The organism is Rickettsiales endosymbiont of Trichoplax sp. H2 (genome assembly GCF_009690945.1).
Taxonomy (GTDB): domain Bacteria; phylum Pseudomonadota; class Alphaproteobacteria; order Rickettsiales; family Midichloriaceae; genus Aquirickettsia; species Aquirickettsia rohweri.
In genome coordinates this window covers 186,998-212,109 of the sequence record NZ_NPHZ01000002.1, presented here as the reverse complement: position 1 = coordinate 212,109, position 25,112 = coordinate 186,998, and the positions used below count along the sequence as shown (strand labels likewise).

Annotated in this window: 23 protein-coding genes and 1 other RNA gene; 5 read left to right on the top strand and 19 right to left on the bottom strand. The window is 26.1% G+C overall.

The features are described from left to right. Positions 1-2 precede the first annotated feature (2 nt). The 13 genes from h2es_RS03140 to secF all read right to left on the bottom strand — a co-directional run bounded on the left by h2es_RS03140 (position 3) and on the right by secF (position 11,962). The gene (locus h2es_RS03140) at positions 3-374 is read right to left on the bottom strand and encodes an HIT domain-containing protein (RefSeq protein ID WP_154511334.1); all 372 of its coding nucleotides are present in this window, start codon (positions 372-374) and stop codon (positions 3-5) included. Between the two features lie 20 nt (positions 375-394). After that, positions 395-722, bottom strand: a transfer-messenger RNA (tmRNA) gene (ssrA, locus tag h2es_RS03135). Between the two features lie 55 nt (positions 723-777). Next, positions 778-1,584: a hypothetical protein gene (locus h2es_RS03130; RefSeq protein ID WP_154511332.1), complete on the bottom strand. Its 807-nt coding sequence runs from the start codon at positions 1,582-1,584 to the stop codon at positions 778-780. A 3-nt stretch (positions 1,585-1,587) separates the two neighbouring features. Beyond that, positions 1,588-2,010 (bottom strand): biopolymer transporter ExbD, encoded by a 423-nt coding sequence (locus h2es_RS03125; RefSeq protein WP_126044165.1) that lies wholly within the window; start codon positions 2,008-2,010, stop codon positions 1,588-1,590. Positions 2,011-2,026: 16 nt separating this feature from the next. After that, entirely contained in the window at positions 2,027-2,746 is a 720-nt protein-coding gene (locus tag h2es_RS03120) for a MotA/TolQ/ExbB proton channel family protein (RefSeq protein ID WP_126044166.1), read from the bottom strand. Between the two features lie 8 nt (positions 2,747-2,754). After that, entirely contained in the window at positions 2,755-3,612 is an 858-nt protein-coding gene (locus h2es_RS03115) for a ParB/RepB/Spo0J family partition protein (protein ID WP_154511330.1), read from the bottom strand. 1 nt (position 3,613) lies between these two features. Beyond that, positions 3,614-4,399 (bottom strand): ParA family protein, encoded by a 786-nt coding sequence (locus h2es_RS03110; protein ID WP_126044168.1) that lies wholly within the window; start codon positions 4,397-4,399, stop codon positions 3,614-3,616. After that, positions 4,392-6,179: a tRNA uridine-5-carboxymethylaminomethyl(34) synthesis enzyme MnmG gene (gene mnmG, locus h2es_RS03105; protein WP_154511328.1), complete on the bottom strand. Its 1,788-nt coding sequence runs from the start codon at positions 6,177-6,179 to the stop codon at positions 4,392-4,394. The genes h2es_RS03110 and mnmG overlap by 8 nt, the downstream gene beginning before the upstream one ends. 38 nt (positions 6,180-6,217) lie before the next feature. Further along, positions 6,218-7,597, bottom strand: coding sequence for a tRNA uridine-5-carboxymethylaminomethyl(34) synthesis GTPase MnmE (gene mnmE, locus h2es_RS03100; RefSeq protein WP_154511326.1), 1,380 nt, complete (start codon positions 7,595-7,597; stop codon positions 6,218-6,220). After that, the gene (gene trmB, locus h2es_RS03095; RefSeq protein ID WP_154511323.1) at positions 7,587-8,240 is read right to left on the bottom strand and encodes a tRNA (guanine(46)-N(7))-methyltransferase TrmB; all 654 of its coding nucleotides are present in this window, start codon (positions 8,238-8,240) and stop codon (positions 7,587-7,589) included. Before trmB ends, mnmE begins: the two co-directional genes overlap by 11 nt. Further along, complete coding sequence (locus h2es_RS03090) at positions 8,233-9,681, bottom strand: APC family permease (protein ID WP_154511321.1); 1,449 nt, start codon at positions 9,679-9,681, stop codon at positions 8,233-8,235. Before h2es_RS03090 ends, trmB begins: the two co-directional genes overlap by 8 nt. After that, entirely contained in the window at positions 9,650-11,092 is a 1,443-nt protein-coding gene (locus h2es_RS03085; protein WP_154511319.1) for an amino acid permease, read from the bottom strand. Before h2es_RS03085 ends, h2es_RS03090 begins: the two co-directional genes overlap by 32 nt. A 12-nt stretch (positions 11,093-11,104) precedes the next feature. Then, entirely contained in the window at positions 11,105-11,962 is an 858-nt protein-coding gene (secF, locus tag h2es_RS03080; protein WP_154511317.1) for a protein translocase subunit SecF, read from the bottom strand. A gap of 210 nt (positions 11,963-12,172) precedes the next feature. Between secF and h2es_RS03075 the strand changes: the two genes are divergently transcribed. From h2es_RS03075 to h2es_RS03060, 4 genes are read left to right on the top strand one after another with little or no spacing between them, the layout of a single operon-like run. After that, positions 12,173-14,041: an Rne/Rng family ribonuclease gene (locus tag h2es_RS03075; protein ID WP_154511315.1), complete on the top strand. Its 1,869-nt coding sequence runs from the start codon at positions 12,173-12,175 to the stop codon at positions 14,039-14,041. Position 14,042: 1 nt separating this feature from the next. Beyond that, on the top strand, positions 14,043-15,803 hold the full coding sequence (locus tag h2es_RS07875) for an ABC transporter ATP-binding protein (protein WP_154511313.1): 1,761 nt from the start codon (positions 14,043-14,045) through the stop codon (positions 15,801-15,803). Positions 15,804-15,814: 11 nt separating this feature from the next. Continuing rightward, the gene (gene ccmA, locus h2es_RS03065; protein ID WP_154511311.1) at positions 15,815-16,435 is read left to right on the top strand and encodes a heme ABC exporter ATP-binding protein CcmA; all 621 of its coding nucleotides are present in this window, start codon (positions 15,815-15,817) and stop codon (positions 16,433-16,435) included. Then, a complete protein-coding gene (locus h2es_RS03060) occupies positions 16,425-17,111 on the top strand; it encodes a hypothetical protein (protein ID WP_154511309.1) in 687 nt (228 codons plus the stop codon). Before ccmA ends, h2es_RS03060 begins: the two co-directional genes overlap by 11 nt. Positions 17,112-17,115: 4 nt before the next feature. Here the strand turns inward: h2es_RS03060 and murD are convergent, their stop codons facing one another. The 6 genes from murD to gap all read right to left on the bottom strand — a co-directional run bounded on the left by murD (position 17,116) and on the right by gap (position 22,603). After that, a complete protein-coding gene (murD, locus tag h2es_RS03055; RefSeq protein WP_154511307.1) occupies positions 17,116-18,495 on the bottom strand; it encodes a UDP-N-acetylmuramoyl-L-alanine--D-glutamate ligase in 1,380 nt (459 codons plus the stop codon). 110 nt (positions 18,496-18,605) lie between these two features. Beyond that, entirely contained in the window at positions 18,606-18,872 is a 267-nt protein-coding gene (locus h2es_RS03050) for a YraN family protein (protein WP_154511305.1), read from the bottom strand. 18 nt (positions 18,873-18,890) lie between these two features. Beyond that, a complete protein-coding gene (gene queF / locus h2es_RS03045) occupies positions 18,891-19,700 on the bottom strand; it encodes an NADPH-dependent 7-cyano-7-deazaguanine reductase QueF (protein WP_154511303.1) in 810 nt (269 codons plus the stop codon). Between the two features lies 1 nt (position 19,701). Continuing rightward, entirely contained in the window at positions 19,702-20,394 is a 693-nt protein-coding gene (gene queC / locus h2es_RS03040; RefSeq protein WP_154511301.1) for a 7-cyano-7-deazaguanine synthase QueC, read from the bottom strand. A gap of 2 nt (positions 20,395-20,396) precedes the next feature. Beyond that, positions 20,397-21,581: a phosphoglycerate kinase gene (locus h2es_RS03035; protein WP_154511299.1), complete on the bottom strand. Its 1,185-nt coding sequence runs from the start codon at positions 21,579-21,581 to the stop codon at positions 20,397-20,399. An 11-nt stretch (positions 21,582-21,592) separates the two neighbouring features. Then, the gene (gene gap, locus h2es_RS03030) at positions 21,593-22,603 is read right to left on the bottom strand and encodes a type I glyceraldehyde-3-phosphate dehydrogenase (protein WP_154511297.1); all 1,011 of its coding nucleotides are present in this window, start codon (positions 22,601-22,603) and stop codon (positions 21,593-21,595) included. Between the two features lie 91 nt (positions 22,604-22,694). On the opposite strand from gap, the gene h2es_RS03025 reads away from it, so the two are divergent. Beyond that, a partial coding sequence (locus tag h2es_RS03025) for a UvrD-helicase domain-containing protein (RefSeq protein WP_154511295.1) occupies positions 22,695-25,112 on the top strand: 2,418 nt, incomplete at its 3' end.

The following is a 25,112-nucleotide window of genomic DNA, read 5'->3' as shown; positions in this document are numbered from 1 at the left end:
TATTATGTATGAAATTTATCACCTGATATTAGTGGTCCTAATAATTTACCACCGAGTATATGTACATGAAAATGTTCTACAGTTTGCATTCCGTGATTTCCATGATTTGTTATTAATCTATAGCCTAAATCAACGATTTTTTGATTATTAGTTATATTTTGTATTGATTTAAAATATGATGTAATATGTTCTTGAGGTGCATTTAAAATAAAATCATTGAAAGATTTAAATTTTCCTTTTGGAATAGCAAGTAAGTGAACAGGTGCTGAGGGTTTTATGTCATGAAAGATTAAAGTGTAATTGTCTTCATAAATTTTATTGCATGGTATTTCACTTCTTAAAATCTTAGCAAAAATATTGTTTTCATTGTACATAATTTAAAAGGTAATATATTTGTTGGGATTTTCTGTTGCCCGGTAATCCCAAACCGCGCTAATTGAAAATAAGGCCTATGCAGCTAGTGCGAAAGCATTATTATTGTTAGCAGGTACAAACTTTTTGTTTGCAATTATAATATGATCATTTACAGGAATCACCCTGAGTAAAACTACTTCTTTGAATGCTTGTCGAAGCTAATTTCGTCCCCATTTAGCTTATAATTAAATTTGGTGGAGACGTCGGGTACCGCCCCCGAGTCCAATACATCTATTATAAGTAGACTTTATTACTATAGCTATATTAGCATTTCAATTGTATCACTTAAAAATTTCAATGAAAACAAATAATTATATCATAGTGATAATAAAATAAACCAAAGTAGAGTGAAAATTATTAAGATTAAGGTGTAAAATTAATAGTTATAGCTTTATTTGCATATTTTTTACAGCTTTCAGGATCTAAATTTAATGGAGAGCTCTTATGAGTTGCGTTTAAACAACTTTCTAAGCATGCTTTATATTGGGAGCCAGAGTTAATATTAATAGGTTCTCTATGTGTAATATTACAATTATAATCAATCCATAAAGTAATGGTAATTTTCATTTCTGCCGTACAAGGTGTTTTTATCCAATGTTCACTAATTTGTTCTTTAATTATTAATTGTTCTTCTTTACTTAAATCAGCAGGAGCATCACTTATTTCAAAGGTTTTGTTAGATGTAGTTAATTTTGAAAAAATATCTTCTTTGAAAAGATCATTTTTCCCACTTTTTTGAGTAGATTTTTTAATATTTTTAGGTATTGCCTTTTTTGCATCTTTAATGGATTTTGATTTAACTTTCTTTGGTTTTTTAATAGGTTTTTCAATATTTTTAATTGGCAGATCTTTTTTAGGTGGAGATTCTTTATTATTATTTTCTTTTATATTTATTTCATTTTTAGGTTTTGTTAAATTTTGAATAGAGGGTTTAGAAGCCTCTTTCTTTTCATTATCTTTTGTAATGATTTTCTTTTTTATATCTTCAGTAATTTTAGTAGCTTTATTTTGTTGATTTTTCTTGGGTTTATTTGAAATTTTAGAACTAATTTTAACAGAAAATTTTTTATAAGTTATTTTTTTATCTTTTTGCCAAAAACTTAAGTTACTTATCAATATAAAAATAATAATTGAATGAAGAAATAAGGATAAAAAAAAATTTTTATACATTAATTAATCGTGTTCTTCGGTTACTAAAGTTACATTATCAATGGAAGCTTGTTTTAAGATGCTAAAAACACCAAGTATATTTCCATAATTAACATCTTTATCACCATAAATCATAACATTAACATTAGGTTCTTCATTTATTATAGATTGCACTTTTTTGACTAATTCACTTTTTTTAACCATCATTTCTTGTATGTAAATATTTGAGTGCTTATCTATTGTAATATTTAGATGATTTGATTTTGGGGTAAAACTTTCTTGAGAATTTGGTAAATCTACATCTATTCCATTTTTAATAATATGAGAAGTTAACATAAAAATTATCAGTAATACGAGCATAACATCTACAAATGGAGTAACATTGATTTCTGATTTTATTTTATTTTTATATTTACGAGATATATGATTTAAAAAATACTTTTGCATAAAATACACATATTTATTATATATCAATATTATTGATGAGTTTTATGAATGAATGACGAAATTCAGTATTTAATTTATCTAAATTATTATAAAATTTATTATTAAATACTAATGCAGGTATTGCTACAATTAAGCCCATTGCTGTAGCTAATAATGCTTCAGCAATGCCTGGTGCTACAGCAGATATGCTTGCGTTTTTGACAAAAGCAATAGATTGAAAGCTATTCATAATACCCCATACTGTACCTAATAAGCCTATAAAAGGTGCAGAGCTTGATATACTTCCTAAAACATAAAGCTTATTTTCAATTTTATTATTAATTTCAAATATTCTTAGCTCAATATCGTTTAAAAGGGCATCTTTATTAACTACATTATTTTTTTGCTTAGCTGAACATATTTTATTATAAATTATGATAATTATTTCTCCGAATATGTTTAACTTTTTTATTTTTGAAAAATGTTTTTCTTCTATATGATTAATTGAAAAATTACTGTCTAAAAGTAATTTATTAAATATTTTAAATTCTTTAATAACAGATTTTAATAATGTGAATTTTTCAATTGCTATTGACCAAGAGTAAATTGACATTAGCACTAATATCAACATTATTATTTGTACGAAGAAATCTGCTTGTAATAACATATCCATAATTGATAATGATTTTGAATTTGATTGATTGGCAATATCAATTATAGTAGATTCACTAAATTTTTTAACGGGAATTTTTTCCATAACTTAATTCAAATTGTTAATTTATTTTGGCAAAGTAATGTTACTAAATAATCGAATTCATCCATATTATTAAATTTGATAACAATACTATTTTGTTTGTCACTTATATTAATTTTTGTATTAAGGTTTAATGCTTTTTGAATTTTTCTTTCTAAATTGATAAGCTCTGCATCTTTAACCTTCTTAGTAATTTTAAAGTTTTTTCTATTTTTTAAAATTTTTTCTGTTTCTCGGACGTTTAAATTATATTTTTGAATAATTTTAATTAAATCATCAGGATTTTTATGATTTAATAATAATCTTGCATGACTAGCTGATAATTTGTTTTCATGTATTAGTTTTTGGAATTTTTCTGGTAAATTGAGCAACCTTACTAAATTAGCTATATAACTTCTACTTTTTCCAATTTTAATAGCTAAATTTTCTTGAGTATAGCCTTTTTCATCTAATAATATTTTATAAATATTGGCTTCTTCTAGTGGATTTAGATTTTCTCTTTGTATATTTTCTATTAATGAAATTTCTACATTTTGTTTATCTATAGTATTTTTAATTATTGCAGGTATAAATTTTAAGTTTACTATTTTGGCAGCTCTCCATCTTCTTTCTCCAGCAATAATTTGATAATTATCTTCTGAATTTTTTTTAACTAAAATTGGTTGTAATATACCATATAATTTTATTGAATTTGATAATTCTATTATTTCTTCATTATTAAAGCTTTTTCTTGGTTGAGAGTTATTTGCAATAATTTTATCTATAGGTATATTAACTGTTAAACTAGATTGATTGTTTATAAAATCTAATTTGTTTGGTATTAATGATGATAATCCTTTGCCTAAGGCTTTAAATTCATTTTCTGTCATATTATTTTTGTTTATTTAATATTTCTTGAGCTAACAATATATATGAAATTGAACCAGAGCACTTGCTATCATAAAGCATTACAGGTTTGCCATGAGATGTTGCTTCTGATAATTTTATATTCCTAGGAATAATTTGTTCATATACTAAGTCACCAAAATTTTGTCTTACATCCTTAACAATTTCTTTACAAAGCTTGTTTCTTCTATCATACATAGTTAATAAAATTCCTTCTATAGTTAATTTTGAATTTAAGCCTGATTTAATATAATTAAATATATTAATTATATTTACAATTCCTTCAAGTGCAAAAAATTCGCATTGTAGAGGAATTAAAATAGAATCAGATACTGTTAATGCATTTATAGTTAATAAACTTAATGATGGAGCGCAATCAATAAGAATATAGTCATAATTTAGTATGTCATCTACATAGTCAAGTTTTTTCTTTAGAAAAAATTCTTTATTTTTTAATGTAGATGCTTCAGAATCAAATGCTGATAAATTTGGTTCAGAGGATATAATATCTAGATTATCTATTAAAGTATTTTTTATTACATTATTTATGCTGATATTACTAGTTAAAAAATTATAAACAGTACTATCATTTTTATTAGATGGATTGATACCCATTCCTGTAGTTAAATTACTTTGAGGATCAAGATCAATTAGTAAAATTTTTTTTTCGTATACGCTAAGTGCTGCTCCTAAATTAATTGTTGTTGTTGTTTTGCCAACCCCGCCTTTTTGATTGATTATGGATATTATTTTACATTTATTATCAAACATCTTGTGGCTTTTTTAGATAAATTATAATAGCAATTAATGCTGATGGCGTCATTCCTTGAATTCTTTTTACGTCAGCTATTGTCTGAGGCGATGTGTTTTTTAATTTAGTTCTTATTTCGTTAGAAAGGCCTTTTATTTCGTCAAAATTTAGTATTTTAGGTATGATTACCTCTTTATCTTTTTTTAAAATTTCAATATCCTTAAGTAATCTTTTTTCATAATTTTTATACAAATTTTCAGCATAAATTTTTATTAAAATTCTATTATCTGTTTTAGCAATTTCTGAAAAATAGCTTTTTATTTGATGAATATAATCGTCTGTATTTTTAAAATTCCAAATAAATTGCTTAGATTTAATTAAATCTTCAGTCTTGTTTTTTTCTGTACAAATATCTTGATAATTTTTTAATTTTTTAGCACTTATAAGTCCATATTTTTTACCTATTTCTGTTAATCTTTCAGTGGCATTATCATTTCTAAGTTTTATTCTATATTCTGCGCGTGAAGTCATCATTCTATATGGTTCTTCAGTTCCAAAATTAGTTAAATCATTGATCATCACTCCTATGTAAGAATCACTACGCGATAAAATTAATTGTTTCGAATTTAATTTTAGTGCTGCATTTGCTCCTGCGATAACTCCCTGTCCAGCAGCTTCTTCATAACCTGTAGTGCCGTTTATTTGTCCTGCAAAAAAAAGATTGCTTATTTTTTTACTTTCTAAAGTTTCTTTTAATTCTCTTGGATCTATAAAATCATATTCAATAGCATATCCCCACCTTGTAATTTTAGCATTTTCTAATCCGCAGATAGATCTAACAAACTTTTCTTGTACATTTTTTGGTAAAGAAGTTGATATACCATTTGGATAAACTAAATCACTTTCAAGTCCTTCAGGTTCCAAAAAAATCTGATGACGTTCTTTATCTTTAAATCTCATAATTTTATCTTCAATTGATGGACAGTATCTAGGTCCATTTGAAGAAATTTTTCCAGAATAAATAGCTGATTTATGAAGATTATCAAGTAAAATTTGATGAGTTTTTTTATTAGTATATGTTATGTAGCAAGATATTTGCTTCTGTAATGTATTTTGAGATAAATCTGAAAATAAATATGGATTTGTATCTCCTAGTTGTTCTTCTAAAATCTTCCAATTAATAGAGTTTTTATTTATTCTAGGAGGGGTTCCTGTTTTTAATCTACCAACCTTAAATTTATAATCTTTTAATTTTTTAGCTAATGTTGTAATGGATTTTTCTCCATATCGACCCCCTGAATAATTTTGTTCGCCAATATATATTTTTCCATTTAAAAATGTTCCTGATGTTATAACTACAGAATTTGAATAAATTTTTACTTTATCGCAAATTACACCTATAATTTTATTATTATCTATAATAATATCATCAACTGTATTGTATAATATATTTAAGTTAGGATAATTTTCTATAATTTTTTCTATATTCAGCTTGAAGAGATCTCTATCTGCTTGAGCTCTTAAGCCCCATACTGCTGGGCCTTTGCTTCTGTTGAGCATTTTAAAATGTATGCCTGATCTATCAATTGCTTTGCTCATTATTCCATCTAATGCATCAATTTCTCTTACAATTATACCCTTTGCTACTCCACCAATTGATGGATTGCATGATAATTGTCCTAAGTCATTTTTTGATTTAGTTATTAGACATGTTTTAGCTCCAATTCTACATGATGCAGCAGCGGCCTCAATTCCAGCATGCCCTCCACCAATAATAATTACATCATAATCTTTTTTCATAATCTTTAATATGTTTCACGTGAAACAATCTATTTATATCATTTTCCTATACAAAAACTACTAAAAATTTTATTAAATATTTCTTCTGAATTAATTTCACCCAATATAGCTCCTAATTCTTTTGCTGCATACCTTATTTCTTCAGATTTAATTTCCAAATTAACTGCTTTTAAAGCTTTATTTAAATAAGCTGCAGATTTTTCAAGTTTTTCTTGATGTCGAATATTTGTAATTAAATTTGTACCAGATAAAGAAATAAAATGATTTAATATTTTTATTATAGTATTTGAAATTAATTTATGGAATTTATTATTTATAAGTGAAATATAAAGTATATCTTCATATTTGACAAAAATTTTGTTAAGTTTTTTCTTAAATATATCTTTTTTATTCAAATTGATATCTAACAGATCATTTTTATTAATTAATATTAGTATTTTTGTATCAAAGTTTACTAATTGTTCTATTGTATAAAATATATTCAGATCATTTAAATTATTTGCATCAAGCATTATAATTAAAATATCTGCATTCTTTATTGTTTTTTTGCCTTTTTTTATACCAATATTTTCAATTTTATCTGAGGTTTCGCGTATACCTGCTATATCATGTAAAATTACTGGTATTCCAGATATTTCAATTTTGGTTTTTACTACATCTCTTGTAGTGCCTTGTATATCTGAAATAATTGATGTATCTGATTTAGATAAAAAATTCATTAAAGTTGATTTTCCAACATTTGTTTGGCCAGCTATGCAAATGTTAATCCCAGTCATTAATTTATTAGAAAATTTAAAATTTTGTATACTTGCATTAAATTCATTTATTAACTTTTTTATCTGATCATTTAATTTCTTAATCTCCATATTGTTTAAAAGATCATCAGGAAAATCAATGTAAGCTTCAGAAATAGCAAGCAAGTTAATTAAATTATTGCGCCATGATAAATAACATTGCTCCAGCTCTCCATTATAATTTCTTATAGCAATTTTTCGTTGAAATTCTGATTCAGCGTTGATTAATTCTATAAGTGATTCAGCTTTATTTAAAGATATTTTATTATTTTCAAGTGCAGTTCTAGTGAATTCTCCATTTTGTGCAAGGCGCAAAAAATTAAAAGAACTAAGTTCATTAAAAATAGAGTTAATAATAGCCATTCCTCCATGAGTTTGTAATTCTAATGTTTCTTCTCCAGTATAACTATTATTTTTAGAAAAATAAATTACAATAATTTCATCAATAATTTCTAAATTTTTATTATATATTTTGCCCAGGGTTGCGACTCTTTCTTTGGGGTGTTTTTTAAAATTTAAATGTTGTAAAGTTTTTAGTGCATTCGGTCCAGAAATTTTTATAATCGCTATCCCAGATTTTCCATAAGGAGTAGATAATGCATAAATAGTGTCTTTATAGGACATGATTATCTATATTATGGGTAAGTGCAAAGCTAAAAATAGTATTTAAATTTTTTAACGCCTTAGATTCATATTTTGTTCTGAAAAAACTTGTATTAGAAATTTTCATTTTTTTTATTGTTAAACAATTGCTTTGTAAGACATCATATAATATGTTTTCTGCATAATTTAAATGATCAGTGATTATAAATAAATTTGAAGAAAATTTTGTTGCTATAAATTTCAAAAAATTTGTGTTTATTAATCGCCTTTTAAAATGTTTCTTTTTTGGCCAAGGATCTGGGAATAATATATATATATTATTAAATAACTTATTAGGAATTTTATTTAATAGATCGCGTGCATCATCATTAAAAATATAAATATTATCTACGTTATTTTTTTCAATTTTGCTAAGTAATTGTGCAATTCCAGGATTATAAACTTCACTGCCTATATATATATTATCTTTATCTCGTTTTGCTCTATAAAAAATAAATTCACCTGATCCAAATCCAATTTCTAAATTTAATAATTGGTTTGTGTTTAACATATATTCTATATGATTTTGAAATGAAAATTTGCAAAGTGATTGATAAAATTGATTATCAGTTATGATTTTATTTCTTCGTGATCTATAAGATATATATTCAAATTCTTTATTCATGTTTTTTTAAAAAATATATTACTGCTAAAATTATTAAAATAATAATAGCATTTAAATAAATTTGAATAGGGTATGAATATATTATATATAAAGATAATATAATAGCAATAATAGGAGGTATAGGCATTAAAGGACAATAAAATCCTCTTATTAATTTTGATTTAGTATGTCTCATAATTATAGTTGCTAAACAAATTGATATTACCGTTATAATAATAAAAAAACTACTTAACTTCACTACATTATGCAAGTTAGTTGTTGCTGCAAGTATAGCCATAGAAAAGCCAATTATCATTGTAATAATATGTGGTATTTGATTTTTTGAATGAATTTTAGTAAAAACATTTGGCAATAATTTATCTTCAGACATGCTTAAAAGCATTCTTGTAACTGTATATTGGCTAACAATTATCACAGAGCTTAAGCCGGCAAGTGCTCCAAATTTTACTATGTAATTAAGCCAAGGTAGACCTATGTTATTAACTGCTAATGCTAATGCCTGTGGAGCATTTAATTGCTTATATGATATCAATCCTGTCATTACTGCAGAAGTTACTATATATATAATTGTAACCAAGATTATTGTAATAATTATACCTAAAGGTATATTCTTTCTGGGATTTTTTACTTCTTGAGCTGAAGTACATATAGAATCGAAGCCATTAAATGCTAAAAATACCATAGAAACTCCAGCAATTATTCCAGAATAACCATATTTTCCAAATTTTCCTTGATTCTCAGGAATATAAGGTATCCAGTTATTGATATCTATGTAAAATATTCCTATAGATACAAAGCAAAGCAGTACTGATAATTTTATAATAACTGATATAGTAGTAATAATTGAGGATAATGATATACCCCTATAAAGAATGAATGCTGATATTAGAGAAATTGCAAATGCTGGTAAATCTAGATAAGAATAAAAATGTTTATTATCTAGCATATATTTTGTTCCTGTTGGAGATGTGAATTTTTGTGAAATATTGAAATTAAAGGTATTAAGAATATCTATAAAATAACCAGACCATCCTACTGCTACAGAAACTGCTCCTAAAAAATATCCAATAGCCGATATAGAACCAATAATCCAAGCAGGAAACCTTCCAAAAGTAACATATATATATGAATAAGAGCTTCCAGAGGTTTTTAACATTGAAGCAAATTCAGCATAACATAAGCCTGCACATATGCAGACAACACCACTTAAAGCAAAAGATAATGTAATGGCTGGCCCAGCATGCATGCTAGCTGCAATACCAGTTAAAACAAATATACCGGCTCCAACTATTACACCTATACCTAATGATACTATTTGTAATAAAGATAAACTTTTTTTTAATTTATTATTCTGTAATACTTTTAAATTTATTTGTTTAACAGATTTTTTTTTAAAAAGGCTTTTAAAATTATTTTTTAAAATTGCTTTTTTGTTTTCCATAAAATAAATAGTAAATTGTACATATTATTAGACAAATTAGTGCATATTTTACAGTTATTAAAGGGTACGTTAGTAAAATTTGCCCAGTTAATATTATCGCTAATATAGGCACCCAAGGCACTAATGGACATTTGAAATTTCTTTTTAAATTCGGTTGAGTATACCTTAAAAGTATTGTGCTAAAACATATTATGATAATAGTCAATAATATAAAAAAAGTGCTTAATTTTACAAGTTCTTCTAATTTTACAGTTGCGCTAATTAATCCCATTAAAAGCCCTACTATTGTTGTAGCAATATAAGGGGTATGAAATTTTTTGTGAATCTTTTTTAAGAAGTTTGGCAATAACCCATCTTGTGTTATTGAGTATATCATTCGCACTATTGCATATTGGTGAACTAATATTACTGATGTTATAGCAGTTACAGCACCTAATTTAACAAATATTAAAAATATAGGTGTATTCATTTGTTTTGCTGCAATTGCAAATGGTTGTGATGTATTTAAATCTTTATAACTTACAACTCCTGTTAAAACTGCGCTTACTAAAATATATGTTAAAGTAGCTATAATAATTCCTCCAATAATTCCTATTGGTAAATTTTTTTGAGGATTTTTTGCTTCTTGTGCAGCAGTGCAAACAGAATCAAATCCGTTAAATGCTAAAAATACAATAGAAACCCCAGCGATTATCCCTGAAACCCCGTATTCTCCATGGGTACCAGTATTTTTTGGTATAAAAGGAGTCCAATTACTTAAATCGATTTTAGTTGCTCCTATGATAATAAAAAGGAGTAATATTGCCATTTTAATAAATACTATTATTCCATTTACAACAGAAGATCCTTTTGTGCCTCTTACTAAAATAAACATAGTTATAACAGAAATAACAAAGGCTGGAGCATTAAAAAGTGCTTTTTGAATTTTTCCAGTTATGTCAGTATATTCGTATCCAGTTATATTAGTAAATTTAACGGGTAAATAAATGTGATAATGTTCTAATAGACCTATGAAATAACTTGACCATCCATTAGCTACAGATGCTGCTGATAAAAAGTAAGCAAGTATAGATGAGCAACCTATTAGCCAAGCTGGTAATTCACCAAGTGTGGCATAAGCATAAGTATAAGAGCTTCCTGAAACTGGTATCATTGAAGCAAATTCAGCATAACATAAGCCTGCACATATGCAGACAACACCACTTAAAGCAAAAGATAATGTAATAGCTGGGCCAGCATGATGAAATGCTGCTGATCCAGTTAGTACAAATACACCGCCACCTATAATTGCTCCAATTCCTAATAATATTAATTGTATTGGGCCTAGACTTCTTATTAGTCCTTTAGAAGCGTTAGCTTCTTTTTTTAAGCTCCCAAAAGATTTTTTTCTAAATAGTTCTTTAAAATTCATTTTACAGTAAAATTATTTTCTAGTAATGAAAGGCAATATATTAGCTGATATGAATATAGAGGAATAAGTACCAAATGCAATACCAAATGTAAGTACTGCACTAAAACTCTCTAAGCTTTCTCCACCAAAGCACCACAATGCAAGGCAAGTTGCAAATGTAGTTAAAAAAGTCATTATAGTTCTTGATAAAGTTTCATTAATGCTTTGATTAATTATATTGGAGGTAAAATCAGTAGTATTATTAGTAGATAAATTTTCCCTTATTCTATCGTAAATTACTACGCTATCATTTACTGAATACCCTATAATTGTCAGTATTGCTGCTATTGAAGTTAAGTTAAACTCATATCTTGTGAAAATAAAAAAACCAATTGCAGCTGTTAAATCATGAATTAAAGCTAGTATAGCGCCTATGCTAAATTTCCAATTAAATCGTAATAAAATATATATCATTACAACTAATAATGAGCAAATAAATGCATAAATTGCTTTCTTAACTAAATCATTAGAAATTTTTGGTCCCACAAAATCAACTTTAGTAAATAATGCATCTTTATCTAATTCTATTATCTCAGATTTTATTTTATCTGCAGTTTTAACATTAATGTTATTATCATTAATATTTTGCAATCTAATCACTAAATTTTGTCCAGATTTTTGAATAACTAATTGGTTATATTTTTCTATTAAAAGATTTTTTAATTTGTAAGGAATTTTTGAAGATACTTCTATTATAAGCCCACCCTTAAAATCTATTCCTAAATTTAAGCCTGCATATATATAGCCAATAATAGTAGCAATAGTAAAAATAATGCTAAATAAAAAACCATAATTCTTATAAGAATAAAAATCTATAAATTTTAAATTCATGTTATTTAAACTATCATTTTTTTTTATTTCAATTATAATCTATACGAATAAAATTATGCAGACTTTAAAAGAATGCAAAAATATAAGCGCTGACCACAAATCAGGTAAAAACTATATAATAGTCTTTTAAATGTCAAATTATGATTTGAATTAATTTTATATAAAAGTAATCAGTTGTAACGAATTAAAAAATTATAAGGAGAAGAATAAATGTTAAAAAAAATATTAATTGATGCGTTTTATCCAGAAGAAACTAAGTTTATTTTGATAGCTGCTGATGGTAAGCTTGAAGAATTTTATTACCAAAATTTTAATACTAAGCTAATTAAAGGGAATATATATTTAGGTAAAGTTAGTAGAATAGAGCCATCTTTACAGGCAGCTTTTATCGATTATGGGAATGATAAAAAAGGATTTTTATCTTTTGAAATGATTCATCCAAAGTATTATCAAATACCAGTAGGAGATAAGGAACAATTATTAAATAAAATTAAAGAGAATAAATCTAATTATAATGAAGATGATTCTTCGAATGCTTCTGAGTATCCAGATAAATTTGTTAGTGAATTATATGATAATTATAAAATACAAGAGGTAATAAAAAAAGATCAAATAATACTAGTTCAAGTTGAAAAAGAAGAAAGAGGTAATAAAGGAGCTTTTTTAACTACTTATATTTCATTATCTGGGAGGTACTGTGTTTTTTCACCTAATTCATTTAAAAACAATATAGGTATTTCTAGAAAATTAGATGATGAGGAAGAAAGAGAGAGGTTAAAAAAAATATCTAGTGAGTTATTAGAAAATTATAGTGAGTCAAGTCTAATTCTTAGAACTGCATCTGCTCACAGAACTAAAGTAGAAATTAAGAGGGATTTTGAGTATTTAATTAATATTTGGGAAAAGATAAAGAATTCAGCTGTTTCATCTTTTGCTCCATCTCTTGTTTATGAAGAAGGTGATATATTAATTAATAATATAAAAGAGCATTATACAAGCGAAGTGGAAAAAATAATTGTTTCAGGTAATAAAGCTTATAAAAAAGTTTCTGATTTTTTAAAGATTTTTATTCCTAAAAATATTCAGAAATTAGAAGAATATTCTAATAAAGTACCTATATTACATAAGTATAAGGTAGAAGAACAATTAAGTAATCTTTATTCGAATGTTGTAAAATTAAAATCAGGGGGATATTTAGTAATTAATACAACAGAAGCGATGATTTCTATTGATGTTAATTCTGGAACTTACACAGAAGAGTATAGTATAGAAAATACTGCTTTGAATATTAACCTAGAAGCAGCAGTAGAAATAGCTAAACAAGTTAGATTTAGAGGGTTATCAGGCTTAATTGTGGTAGACTTTATTGATATGCTTGAATTGCAAAATAAAAAATTAGTTGAAAGGGAGTTTAAAAAAGCATTTTGGAATGATAAAGTGAAAGTCCAGATTGGTAGAATTAGTGAATTTGGTCTATTAGAGATGTCTAGGCAAAGAGTTGGGAAAAGCTTTATAGAGGCAAATTCAAAGATTTGTCCAACTTGTTTAGGGAAAGGTAGGATAACGTTAAATAGTTCAATTGCTACTCTGTTAATAGGTAAGCTTACATTTTTGCTTTCAAGGAAAAAAGCCAAAGTAGTAAGTATAATAGCTGCTAGCGATATTATAACTTATCTAATGAATAACTTTAAAAATGAATTAAGTTTTTTAGAAAATTCTTATAATATTCAAATTCATTTAAGTATTGATGATATAATTTCTCCTGAAAACTATAAAATTATATTTCATCAAACTTCTAACATAGCTACTGTAAAGAATCGTAGATACAATAGACCTGAGAGTTTTTTACTAAATGATTTAGATAATATTGGAAATAAAGAAATTTTTAATAATTTTGAAGAGAATATTGTTGAACATGATGGCAACATTAATGATATAAAAATGCAATCAAAAAGGCCGCTAAAAACAAATTTTAGAAAAAGGAAAAAAAATAGGAATAATGGTATGAAAAATACAAATAAACAAAATAACGATAACTCGTCTATTTTTAAGAAAATTTGGACGAAGGTAACATCTTAAAGTGAAAAAAGAATTAGAAAATAAGTATGATAGTAGTTGGTATCTTTTTAATAGGTTATTCAAAAATTACATAAGGCCACTAAGAAAAAGATTATCATTAGCCTTATTATGCATGTTGGTTTCAGCATCTGCTACAACTTTCCTTGCATGGGTTGTTCAGCCAGCTTTGGATTATGTTATTGTAGGTAAAAATTCTACAATGCATTATTTGATACCTATAGTAATGATTTTAATTTTTATTATAAATGGGGTAGCTTCATTTTATGACTCTATAATTATGAAGCGGGTGGGGCAGCAAATTTCATCAAACATACAAATGGAGCTATATGAACATCTAATATATGCAGATCTTAAATTTTTAGCAAAACATCCATCTGGAAATCTCATATCTAGATTTACAAATGATATTAATATTCTAAAAAATTCAACAATAGAAATCTATACTAGTATTATTAAAGAGTTTTTTACTTTGGTTGGATTAGTTATATTGATGTTTAAACAAAGTTTTAGTTTAACATTAATTATTGTTATTTTTTTTCTTTTGGCATTTTATCCAGTAATAAGGTTAGGAAAAAGAATGAAAAAAATTTCTAAAAATATGCAAGAAAAAATGGGAGATTTTACAGTTAGATTAGATGAAACTTTTCAGAATATTAAATTAATTAAGTCTTATTGTAGAGAGGAATTTGAAATTAATAGGGCAAAAACTATTATAGATAAATTTTTATCTATATTTAAAAAAGCAGCATATGTAGAATCATCTCCTTCGGCAATAATGGAAATATTAGGAGGCTTAGTAATAGCAGTATTAATTTTTTACGTTGGTTTTCAAGAAACTACTTCAGGTGAATTTTTATCTTTCATAACTGCACTACTTTTAGCATATAAACCTTTGAAGGCTTTATCTAGGCTTAATGCATTAATGCAAGAGGGATTAGCTGCCTCAAGAAGGTTGTTTATAATGCTTGATGTAGAACCAGAAGCTAAAATAGATGAAACTCAGGCTATAACTGATTTGAAAATGTATAATATTAAATTTTCTGATGTGTTTTTTTCTTATAAACTTGGACAAAATATTCTTAATGGGATCAATATTGATATTAAACAAGGTCAGACAATTGCATTAGTAGGCGGTTCTGGGGTAGGAAAAACTACTGTTTTAAATTTACTTCAAAGATTGTATAATGTAAGTAGTGGAGATATTTGTATAGGTGATATAAATATTAATGATATTAGATTAGATGTTTTAAGAAAGAATATAGCTTTTGTGAGTCAGGATGTTAACCTATTTGATGATACAATAATGGAAAATATTAGATATGGAAAACTTGATGCAACAGATGAAGAAATTTTAGATGCATCTATGATTGCAGCTGCACATGAATTTATTACTGAACTTCCAAATCAGTATAATACTAGTATTGGACAAAACGGAGTTAAACTTTCTGGTGGGCAAAAACAAAGGCTAGCAATAGCAAGAGCTGTACTTAAAAATGCCCCAATTTTACTTCTTGATGAAGCGACAAGTTCTCTTGATGCTATTTCTGAAAAAAAAGTGCAAATGGCATTGGATTATTTGAAAAAAGATAAGACTACTATTGTTATTGCTCATAGGCTTTCTACAATAGAATCTGCAGATGTTATTTTTGTGTTATCAGATGGAAAAATTGAAGAGTCAGGTAATCATGATGAATTAATATTGAATTCCGGAGAATATGCAAGATTATATGAACAATATAAATCAAATGCTAATAATAATTAAAATTTCAAAAGATGCTGACTTGTAGTAATATTTCTGCAGTTAGGAACAAAAAATTATTATTTTCAGGTTTAGGATTTACCATATTTAATGGCTCTTGCTTATTTATTAGAGGTAAAAATGGGACTGGTAAAACGAGTTTACTGAAGATAATAGCCAATTTAATTCCTAAAAACTCTGGTGATATTTTTTATAATTCTGTTAATATAAAACTAGCTTTAAGAGAATTTTATCAGTTAATTTTTTATATTGGTAAAACTGATGTATTAGATGAGAGTTGTACTGTACTTAAAAATCTTGAATTTTGGGGCAAGCTTTATGATCAAGAAATGAATATACCAGCATCCATTAGAACTTTTGATTTAGAACCATATATTCATACCAAGGTGTATAAGTTATCTCAGGGGTTTAAGCAAAAAGTTTTATTATCTAGACTTTTGTTATGTAGTGCTAAGATTTGGTTGTTAGATGAGCCATTTAATAGTTTAGATTACCAAGCGAAAGATATATTAGTTAATCTTATAAAAGCAAGATGTATGCAAAGAGGTATAGTAATAATAGTAGATCATGATCAAAATATTAAAATAGAAAATATGTCAGAGATAAATTTACAAGATTTTTGTAATGACCAGTAATTTAAAATTTTTAACCGCGCCAATTCATAAGGTTTTTTTATTAATATTTTTTAAGCAGCTAAAAGTTTTCTTTGAAAATAAGCATCTAGTTTTCACAAGTATATTTTTATTTATATCATCTCTTTGTATCCTAAAATTTTTACAAGGAGATTTCATTAACTTTGAAACGTTTAAGGTTATTGAAATATTATTAATTATTTATTCGATAAATTTATCCTCAGAATTAATACTGTTAAATGACTATAAAAAAGGGTTATTTGAACAGTTTATATTAACTGGCATTATTTTAGAATATTTTATAATATCAAAAATTATTGCATCTATTCTATTTTATGCAGCTTTATATACATCACTTACAATTTTATTTGATCTGATGTCTTACGGGTTTAATAATTATAATATTTTGCAGTTAATACTTATTAAAATTTTTACAGTTATTAATATAGTTGTAAATTCAATTTTTTCTTCCTCTTTCCTTCTAAGCTTTCAAAAAAAAGTTTCTCAAATATTAATATCAATATTTGTTAATATACCGACGATAATAATCAGTATATTATGCTATATATCAAATGATTGGTTGCATATACTACTATTAGGGGCTATTTTTTGTTTAACAATAGCTATAACAATTATAGTATCTAGTTATTTAGTTAAAATTTCTATAGAGGATAACTAATTATTCATGAATAATTTTCAAGAATCAAATTTTTAAAAGCATTTCCCCTTTCTTCAAAATTTTTCCATTGATCAAATGATGCACAACATGGGGACAATAATATAGTTCCGCTTTTAACGGTATTTTTAATTTCCTGGATAGAATTCTTCAAGTTATTGCAAATAGAATAAGGTATTTTATTTTTTTTTAATAAGGGAATAAATTTTTCATAATCTTGTCCGATAAGGTAGCAATGTCTTACTTCCTTTAAGCTTGAATTGAGTCCTTCAAGATTTCTTTCTTTAAAAATACCTCCTGCAATCCAGTGTATATCTTTAAATGAGCTTAATGCTTCTTTAGTAGAGGCAATGTTAGTTGCTTTACTATCATTTACAAATGATAATTTTTCAGTTTTAAGAAATAATTCCATTCTATGTGGCAATCCAATAAATGTACTAAAATTCCTTATAATTTGTTTTGAATTCAGTTTTATTACTTTTGCAATAGTATATGCTATTGCAATGTTTTCTGCATTATGTACACCAATTAGACTACTCGGTAAATCTAGGTTAAATGCTTGATTTTCAAAATAATTATCATAAAGCTTATCTTTAATTACAGAAACACCTTTTTTGAGAAGTTGTTGATTAGATGTTGGAATTATTGTTTGATTTCTTTTTATTATAAGTTGGTTATAAATATCTTGATTAATGTGATTATTAAGTGAAATGATTGCAAAATCATTATGTTTTTGATTGTTAAAAATTCTTAATTTTGCATTTTTATAATCTTCAAAAGACTCATATCTATCTAAGTGATCTGGAGTTATACTCAATAATGCGGCAATATTAAATTTATAATTGAGCATTAAATCAAGTTGGTAAGATGATAATTCTAAAATATAATGTTCATTATTATTATTGAAATTTGGTAAGTTAAGTGCAGGAATGCCAATATTACCACCTAAGGCAGACTTATAATTATTGGATTGTATAATATGATTTGTAAGAGAGGTTGTTGTTGATTTGCCATTAGTGCCTGTAATACCTATGTAATTTGCTTTGGGACAAGCTTTAAATAAAAGATCAATATCAGTTACTATAGGGATATTATGTTTTTGACATATAGTGAATATTTTATGTGGATTAGGGTATTTATAAGGTATACCAGGACTAACGATAACAAAATCTAGCTTTTTAACATCAATAGGGTCTATGACATCAGAAAAGTAAATTTTTTTATCACTAGAAATATCATTTTTTAAATCTAAGAATCTTTGCTTATTGTTATCCCATGCAGTTACTTGAGCATTTGTATTAAGTAATGCCTTAAGGCAACCTGTGCCAGTTTTTCCTAATCCAAATATTCCAATTTTTTTGCCATTAAATTCGCGAAGATTGATCATAAAACACCCATAAGCTTTGATTCGCTAACGTCCCATGCATTTTCTACATACTTGAAGTTACCATATCTATCTAATAAAAAGCAATCAAATCTCATATTAAAATTATGAAATTAATTGTGTTGAGCTAAAAAATACATTGCAGTCTCACAGCTCCTAGTTTTTTGTTTGTTTAAAATAATATCATAGTTAGGTAATTTTTTTCTATTTTTTACTTCTACGAATATTAGTAGATTTTTCTTATAAGCAATTAAGTCAATTTCACCATATTTAGTTTTATATCTATGTTTAAAAATGGTATATCCAATGTTGCTTAGGTAGGTAATTGCAATGTTTTCAGCATCTATTCCTCTTTTGTGATTAGATAAATTTCTTCCCATTTTTTAAAAAGTGTAAATTTACTGCCTATATGTTCTTATGTTTTCAGGAATAGGTGTATCTTTAGTTGATCTATATGGGTTAATATCAATGCCTCCTCTTCTAGTATATCTGCCATATACTTCTAAATTAGTTGTTTTACAATTTCTATATATATCCATGTAAATTTTTTCAATACACTGTTCATGAAATTCATTTAAGTTTCTTAGTGAAATAATATAATTTATTAAACTTGAATAATTAATTTTTGCACCGGAATAATTTATTATTAGAGTTCCCCAATCAGGTTGCATTGTAACTGGACAATTAGATTTTAACAAATGAGTATATATTTTTTCATCTTGAACAATGGTTTTATCAGTTATCTCTATTTTGCAATTATCAAGTTTTTTGTCATAATAATTATCAATGTTTTTTCCCTCAGGGTTTTTTAAAGTAACTTCTGTATTAATGTCTTCTAATTTAACTATAACATCGGTGCTTAATTTATGAGATAAATTTTGTTCTATTGTGGTTTTTACATGCTCTTTAGATTTAAAAATAGTGCCATTAAATGAATTTAAATACAATTTTAAAGATTTTGACTCAATGATATACTCAGACCTGCATGAATAAATTATTTCGGAGGTAGCAATATCTGGTCTTCCATCAGGCCTGAGCCAAGAAATTTCATATGCATTCCAAATGTCATATCCGTAAAATGGAATATTATTATTATCTATACCAATTTCATTTCTCTTATCCACTCTTGGAATGGCAAATAATAGTGAGGGATTATATTTATCAGTATAAATAGATTTCTTACCAAGTGCTGAAGAGTTAACATGCATGTTATTTGTGTGAAATATATTTTATAGGGTCATCTTTGCCAAGTTCTTTAAAAGCTTGCAATCTCAAAATACATGCATCACATTCTCCGCATGAATATCCATTTTCATCAGGATTATAACATGATAAGGTCATAGAGTAATCTATTTCAAGTCGTAAGCCTTCTTCAATAATTTGAGCTTTGTTTAACTGTATAAGTGGAGCATGGATCTTTATTTTTTCTCCTCCTACAGCTCTTGATGTAGCTAAGTTTGCCATAATATTGAATGCTTCAATATATGCAGGCCTGCAATCAGGATATCCGCTGTAATCTAATATATTAGCTCCAATGAATATGTCATTAGCTTGCAAAACTTCTGCATATGCTAGAGCATAAGATAAAAATATGGTATTTCTTGCAGGAACGTATGTTATAGGTATTTTGCTTAAAATTTCTTTTTCTGAGCGATTTTTAGGAACATCTATATTATCTGTAATTGCAGAATTTCCAAATGTTTTTAAGTCTATTTTAACTATTTTATGTCCTGCTTCAGGTGCAATAGAATTTTTGACTTTGCGAGCGGATTTTAATTCTATTAATTGCTTTTGACCGTAATCAAAACTCATGCAATATGGGGCGTAACCTCTTTCTTTTGCCAGTGCAAGTGTTGTAGAAGAGTCTAACCCACCACTTAATAATACAACAGCATTTTTCATATTTAATTCCTTTTTAAGTTTTTAAACCCTATTAAATCTCCTTTTTCAATTATTTCTAAGAAAGCTCCTCCACCAGATGAAATATAAGAGAAATGATTTTTTAAGCCAGACATTTTAGCGACTGCTACAGCATCACCACCCCCGATTATGCTGACTAAATTATTATTTTTAGTGTGGTATGCTATAGTTCTTGCAGCATATAAGCTACCAATAGAAAAGTATTGTTCTTCATAAAACCCTATGGGACCATTCCAAATTAAAATTTTGGAATTTTCAATTATATTTTCTAGGTTTATACAACTTTTTATACCTATGTCTAATATACAATCTTCTTTATTTATATCTTTTATATTTTTTATAAAAATTTTATTATTATTTTTTCCAACAAAATCATGTGGAAGAACTATCTTTTGTTTATAATTTTCATAGATATTTTTAGCTTCATTAAGGTATTCTTCTTCGAAATATGATTTTCCAACTTCATAACCTAGAGCTTTTAAAAAGTTATTTGCCATTGCTCCAGCAATAAATATGCGATCAACTTTATTTGCTAAATGATTTAATACTTTTATCTTTGTTGAAATTTTTTTCCCACCAATAATTAGTGTCTGAGGCTTGTAATTATCATTATAAATTAAACTTAGGCTTTTTAACTCCTCCATTAACGATAAGCCAGGATAAGAAGGTAAAAAATTAGTAATTGCACATATTGAAGAATGCTCCCTATGGCAACACGAAAATGCGTCATTTATATAGATATTTGCATATTTGCTTAATTGTTTAGCAAATTTAGTATCATTTATTTGTTCTTCAGGGTAAAATCTTAGATTTTCTAGTAATACTATTTCGTTGCTTTGTAGGTTATTTACCTGCTTAATACTATCACTGGATAAGATGTCATTTATAAAGAGAACATTTACTTTTAAATACTCTTGCAAGTATGGAATTAGTTTTTTTAGTGAAAATTCCTCTTTGTATTCTCCATTAGGCCTGCCAAAATGACTTGCTAAAATAATTTTGCAATTGTGTTTTAATAAAAATTTTATTGTTGGAATAATATTATTAATTCTAGTATCATCTAATAATACGCCATTATTATCAAATGGCACATTAAGATCGCATCTTAAAAAAACCTTCTTACCAATTATATCGTCTTTGCATATATCTTTAAAACTAATATTTTTCATGTTAATTTTAGTTATAATTTAGCTATAAAATTTGCAACATCAAGCATTCTACATGAGAACGCCCATTCATTATCATACCAAGAAACAATCCTACAGAAATTTTTATTTACTACTTTTGTTTCATTAATATCAAAGATTGCACTACTAGTTGAGTGATTGAAATCTATAGAAACTAATTTCTCCTCAACAATATCAATTATATTTTTATAATTATTATTTGCATTTTCTTTTACTATATTATTGATATTTTGTTCAGAAGTTTCTTTGTTGGATATGAAGCTAAAATCAATCATTGAAACATTTGGTGTAGGAACTCTTATTGCAGCACCATCTAATTTGCCGTTTAAATGAGGTATAATTAACCCTATTGATTTAGCAGCTCCTGTTGATGTTGGAATCATTGATAATGCTGCAGCTCGAGACCTTCTTAAATCTTTATGTCCACCATCAATAATACGCTGATCATTAGTATATGAATGAATTGTAGTCATAAAGCCGCTTTTTATTCCTAAATTGTCATCAAGGATTTTGGCAATAGGTGCTAAACAATTTGTAGTACATGAACTAATTGAAATAATTTTGTCATTATTGAAGAGGGTATTGTGATTAACACCAAAAACAACTGTTTTATCAGCATCTTTACATGGTGCTGAGACTATAACTTTTTTTGCCCCTTGCTTTATATGTATCGATGATAATTCTTTATTATTGAATTTTCCAGTACACTCTAAAATTAGATCTGCATTGTATTGTGCCCAATTAATATTATTTAAATTGTGTTCTTTAATTATTTTAATTGATTTTCCTTTTATAATAATCTTATCTTCTTCAATTTGATCGATAAAGTTAAAAATTCCATGTAATGAGTCATATTTTAACAAATGAAGTTTTGATTTTATGTTGGATGCGCCAAAATTTACAGCTACCAAATTTAAATTTGGATAATCACCTTCGATATACCTTCTTAAAACATTTTTTCCTATTCTTCCAACGCCATTTATTGCAAAGTTAGTTTTATTCATTAAATATATAGTTTATATAATTTTACGTCTGTTAATTTAAATGTTAACTTCAATTATTGCAAGTAGGCATTTATTAATTCAATCAAAATAAATGATTAAAAATAATTCTTCTTCGTTAAATATTCAAAATATTGCATCTGATCCTAAAAACAATGTTTATCTTGCTGCCTCAGCTGGGACTGGGAAAACAAAAACACTTGTTGATAGAATATTAAAGCTTCTGCTGAATAATGAGAAAATAGAGCATATCTTATGTCTAACATTTACTAATGTTGCTGCTGGTGAAATGATGCAAAGACTTAAAGATGAATTGAAAAAATGGCATTTAACTAATGATAATAAACTAAAAGAGTATCTGCTAATATTGCTTAATGATAAAGTTACTAATAATCAAATCTTAAGAGCTAAAGAGCTTTATAATCACTGTTTAGATAACTTAGATAAATTTAGAATTCAAACATTACATTCTTTCTGTGTTGATCTGTTAAATCAATTGAAGTTTTTAGATGAAGATAACATAGATGATTTAAAGATTATTGATGATTATTCAAGAAAAAAGCTTATTGAAAATGCTTTAGATATGGTGATTAATTCATCAAAACATAAATTAGAAGTTGATATTGCGTTAATAAAAGTTTCAGTAAAATATGATTATTATAGTTTATTAAATTTACTAAAGGACGTTCTTTATCAGAAACAAAAAGTATTTGAATTTATAAATTCAAAAGCTTCAATTAAGGATTTAATTAATGAGCAATATGAATTTTATAATACAAAAAGTGTATCAAAAACTGAATTATTAAACAAATTTTTTAATAATACGGATACAGAATTTAGAAACGTACTTAATATATGTGAAAAAGATGATGTATTAAATATTATTTTTAATTGGATCGAAGGAGATAGTGGCTTTAAAGAGGATAATTTTCATGATTATCTCAATTGTTTTTTAACTAAAGCTATGCTTCCTAGAAGCAGAATACCTTTTGACAAAAAAATAAGAGAGGATAATCCAGATTTAATTGAGCAATATAAGGCTGAACAAATCAGAATAATCGAATTTTTAGAGAAAAAATCTTCACAAGAGCAAGCTGAATTAATGCAAGCTATTATTATTATTTTAAATGAAGTTATTATTGAATATGAAAAATTGAAACATAATTTTGGTTATTTAGAATATGATGATTTGATAATAGAAACATTAGAAGCACTAAATAAAGTCCAGGATATTGAAGCATTTTTATATTCTTTAAATTTAGCATTTAACCATATATTAATTGATGAAGCGCAAGATATAAGTAAATTTCAGTGGGATTTAATCGAGAAAATTATAAGAAGCATTTATAGTTATAATTCATCAATCTTTATTGTAGGTGATTATAAACAATCAATTTATGGGTTTCAAGGTGCTGATCCAGAATATTTTTTACAAGTTAATAAATTTTATAAAACTGAATTTATTAAATTATCTAAATCATGGGACTATTTGGAGTTAAATTACTCATTTCGCTCAAAAAAAGAAATACTTTACGGTGTCGATCAAGTTTTTAATTCTATTAGTTTTATTGATAAACTTAAGCATATAGCAATAAAAGAAGGTAAGGGGATAGTTAAGATTATAGAGCACTTACCCAATAGCAATAAAGTAGTTAAAAAAGATGAAGGTTGGAAAATACCAAAAAAAGATGATGAATATATAAATACTAAATTTTTAAATTCACAAGAAATATCAAATTTTATTATTAACTTATTAAATCAAAAAAATACAAGTGAAAAAAAGATTCCTAAGGACATTATGGTCTTATTTAGGAAAAGGTGTGAAAAAATGAAATATTTGAAAGATAGTTTAAAGCAAAATAATGTTCCAGTATCAGACTCTTGTAAAATAAATTTTAGTGATGATCTAATTATTCTTGATTTACTTGCTATCGTTAAATTCTTCTTATTGCCTGAGGATAATTTGAATTTAGTTAGTTTATTAAAGTCAGTATTTTTTAAATTTAGTGAGAAGGATATTTTTAAATTATCATTTGATAGAAATAATCAAAATATCTGGGATAGAGTTCAGATTTTTTATCCAGAAGTTGCTAAAGAGTTAATAAAATTTAAATGCGATTTTGAAGAAGAATCATTACATGGTTTTTACAATAAGTTGCTATATAGTTATAAATTTATAAAGAATTTTTACCAAGAGTTTGGACGAAATTGTCATGAAATTATTGATATTTTTCTTGAGAAAGTTTCAGAATTTGAGAAATTATTATTAGGCAATAAACAAATTTTTATTGAGTGGATTCAAGATAATTCTGAAATTATATTAGACAATAGTAATTTGGATGGTATAAAGCTTATGACTGTTCATTCGGCAAAAGGATTGCAATCTCCTATTGTTATTTTAGCTGATGCTGGAGATTCTGAAAACATGCCAAATGAAAGTTATTTTTGGTATAAAAATAATCTCATTATACCTAATTTTAATGAATATAAGAGTAAAAAAATTCATCAAATT

Excerpts from the sequence above, each read along its gene's own strand:
- h2es_RS03140 (WP_154511334.1), bottom strand. The coding sequence starts at position 374 with ATGTACAATGAAAACAATATTTTTGCTAAGATTTTAAGAAGTGAAATA.
- h2es_RS03130 (WP_154511332.1), bottom strand. The coding sequence starts at position 1,584 with ATGTATAAAAATTTTTTTTTATCCTTATTTCTTCATTCAATTATTATT.
- h2es_RS03125 (WP_126044165.1), bottom strand. The coding sequence starts at position 2,010 with ATGCAAAAGTATTTTTTAAATCATATATCTCGTAAATATAAAAATAAA.
- h2es_RS03120 (WP_126044166.1), bottom strand. The coding sequence starts at position 2,746 with ATGGAAAAAATTCCCGTTAAAAAATTTAGTGAATCTACTATAATTGAT.
- h2es_RS03115 (WP_154511330.1), bottom strand. The coding sequence starts at position 3,612 with ATGACAGAAAATGAATTTAAAGCCTTAGGCAAAGGATTATCATCATTA.
- h2es_RS03110 (WP_126044168.1), bottom strand. The coding sequence starts at position 4,399 with ATGTTTGATAATAAATGTAAAATAATATCCATAATCAATCAAAAAGGC.
- mnmG (WP_154511328.1), bottom strand. The coding sequence starts at position 6,179 with ATGAAAAAAGATTATGATGTAATTATTATTGGTGGAGGGCATGCTGGA.
- mnmE (WP_154511326.1), bottom strand. The coding sequence starts at position 7,597 with ATGTCCTATAAAGACACTATTTATGCATTATCTACTCCTTATGGAAAA.
- trmB (WP_154511323.1), bottom strand. The coding sequence starts at position 8,240 with ATGAATAAAGAATTTGAATATATATCTTATAGATCACGAAGAAATAAA.
- h2es_RS03090 (WP_154511321.1), bottom strand. The coding sequence starts at position 9,681 with ATGGAAAACAAAAAAGCAATTTTAAAAAATAATTTTAAAAGCCTTTTT.
- h2es_RS03085 (WP_154511319.1), bottom strand. The coding sequence starts at position 11,092 with ATGAATTTTAAAGAACTATTTAGAAAAAAATCTTTTGGGAGCTTAAAA.
- secF (WP_154511317.1), bottom strand. The coding sequence starts at position 11,962 with ATGAATTTAAAATTTATAGATTTTTATTCTTATAAGAATTATGGTTTT.
- h2es_RS03075 (WP_154511315.1), top strand. The coding sequence starts at position 12,173 with ATGTTAAAAAAAATATTAATTGATGCGTTTTATCCAGAAGAAACTAAG.
- ccmA (WP_154511311.1), top strand. The coding sequence starts at position 15,815 with ATGCTGACTTGTAGTAATATTTCTGCAGTTAGGAACAAAAAATTATTA.
- h2es_RS03060 (WP_154511309.1), top strand. The coding sequence starts at position 16,425 with ATGACCAGTAATTTAAAATTTTTAACCGCGCCAATTCATAAGGTTTTT.
- murD (WP_154511307.1), bottom strand. The coding sequence starts at position 18,495 with ATGATCAATCTTCGCGAATTTAATGGCAAAAAAATTGGAATATTTGGA.
- h2es_RS03050 (WP_154511305.1), bottom strand. The coding sequence starts at position 18,872 with ATGGGAAGAAATTTATCTAATCACAAAAGAGGAATAGATGCTGAAAAC.
- queF (WP_154511303.1), bottom strand. The coding sequence starts at position 19,700 with ATGCATGTTAACTCTTCAGCACTTGGTAAGAAATCTATTTATACTGAT.
- queC (WP_154511301.1), bottom strand. The coding sequence starts at position 20,394 with ATGAAAAATGCTGTTGTATTATTAAGTGGTGGGTTAGACTCTTCTACA.
- h2es_RS03035 (WP_154511299.1), bottom strand. The coding sequence starts at position 21,581 with ATGAAAAATATTAGTTTTAAAGATATATGCAAAGACGATATAATTGGT.
- gap (WP_154511297.1), bottom strand. The coding sequence starts at position 22,603 with ATGAATAAAACTAACTTTGCAATAAATGGCGTTGGAAGAATAGGAAAA.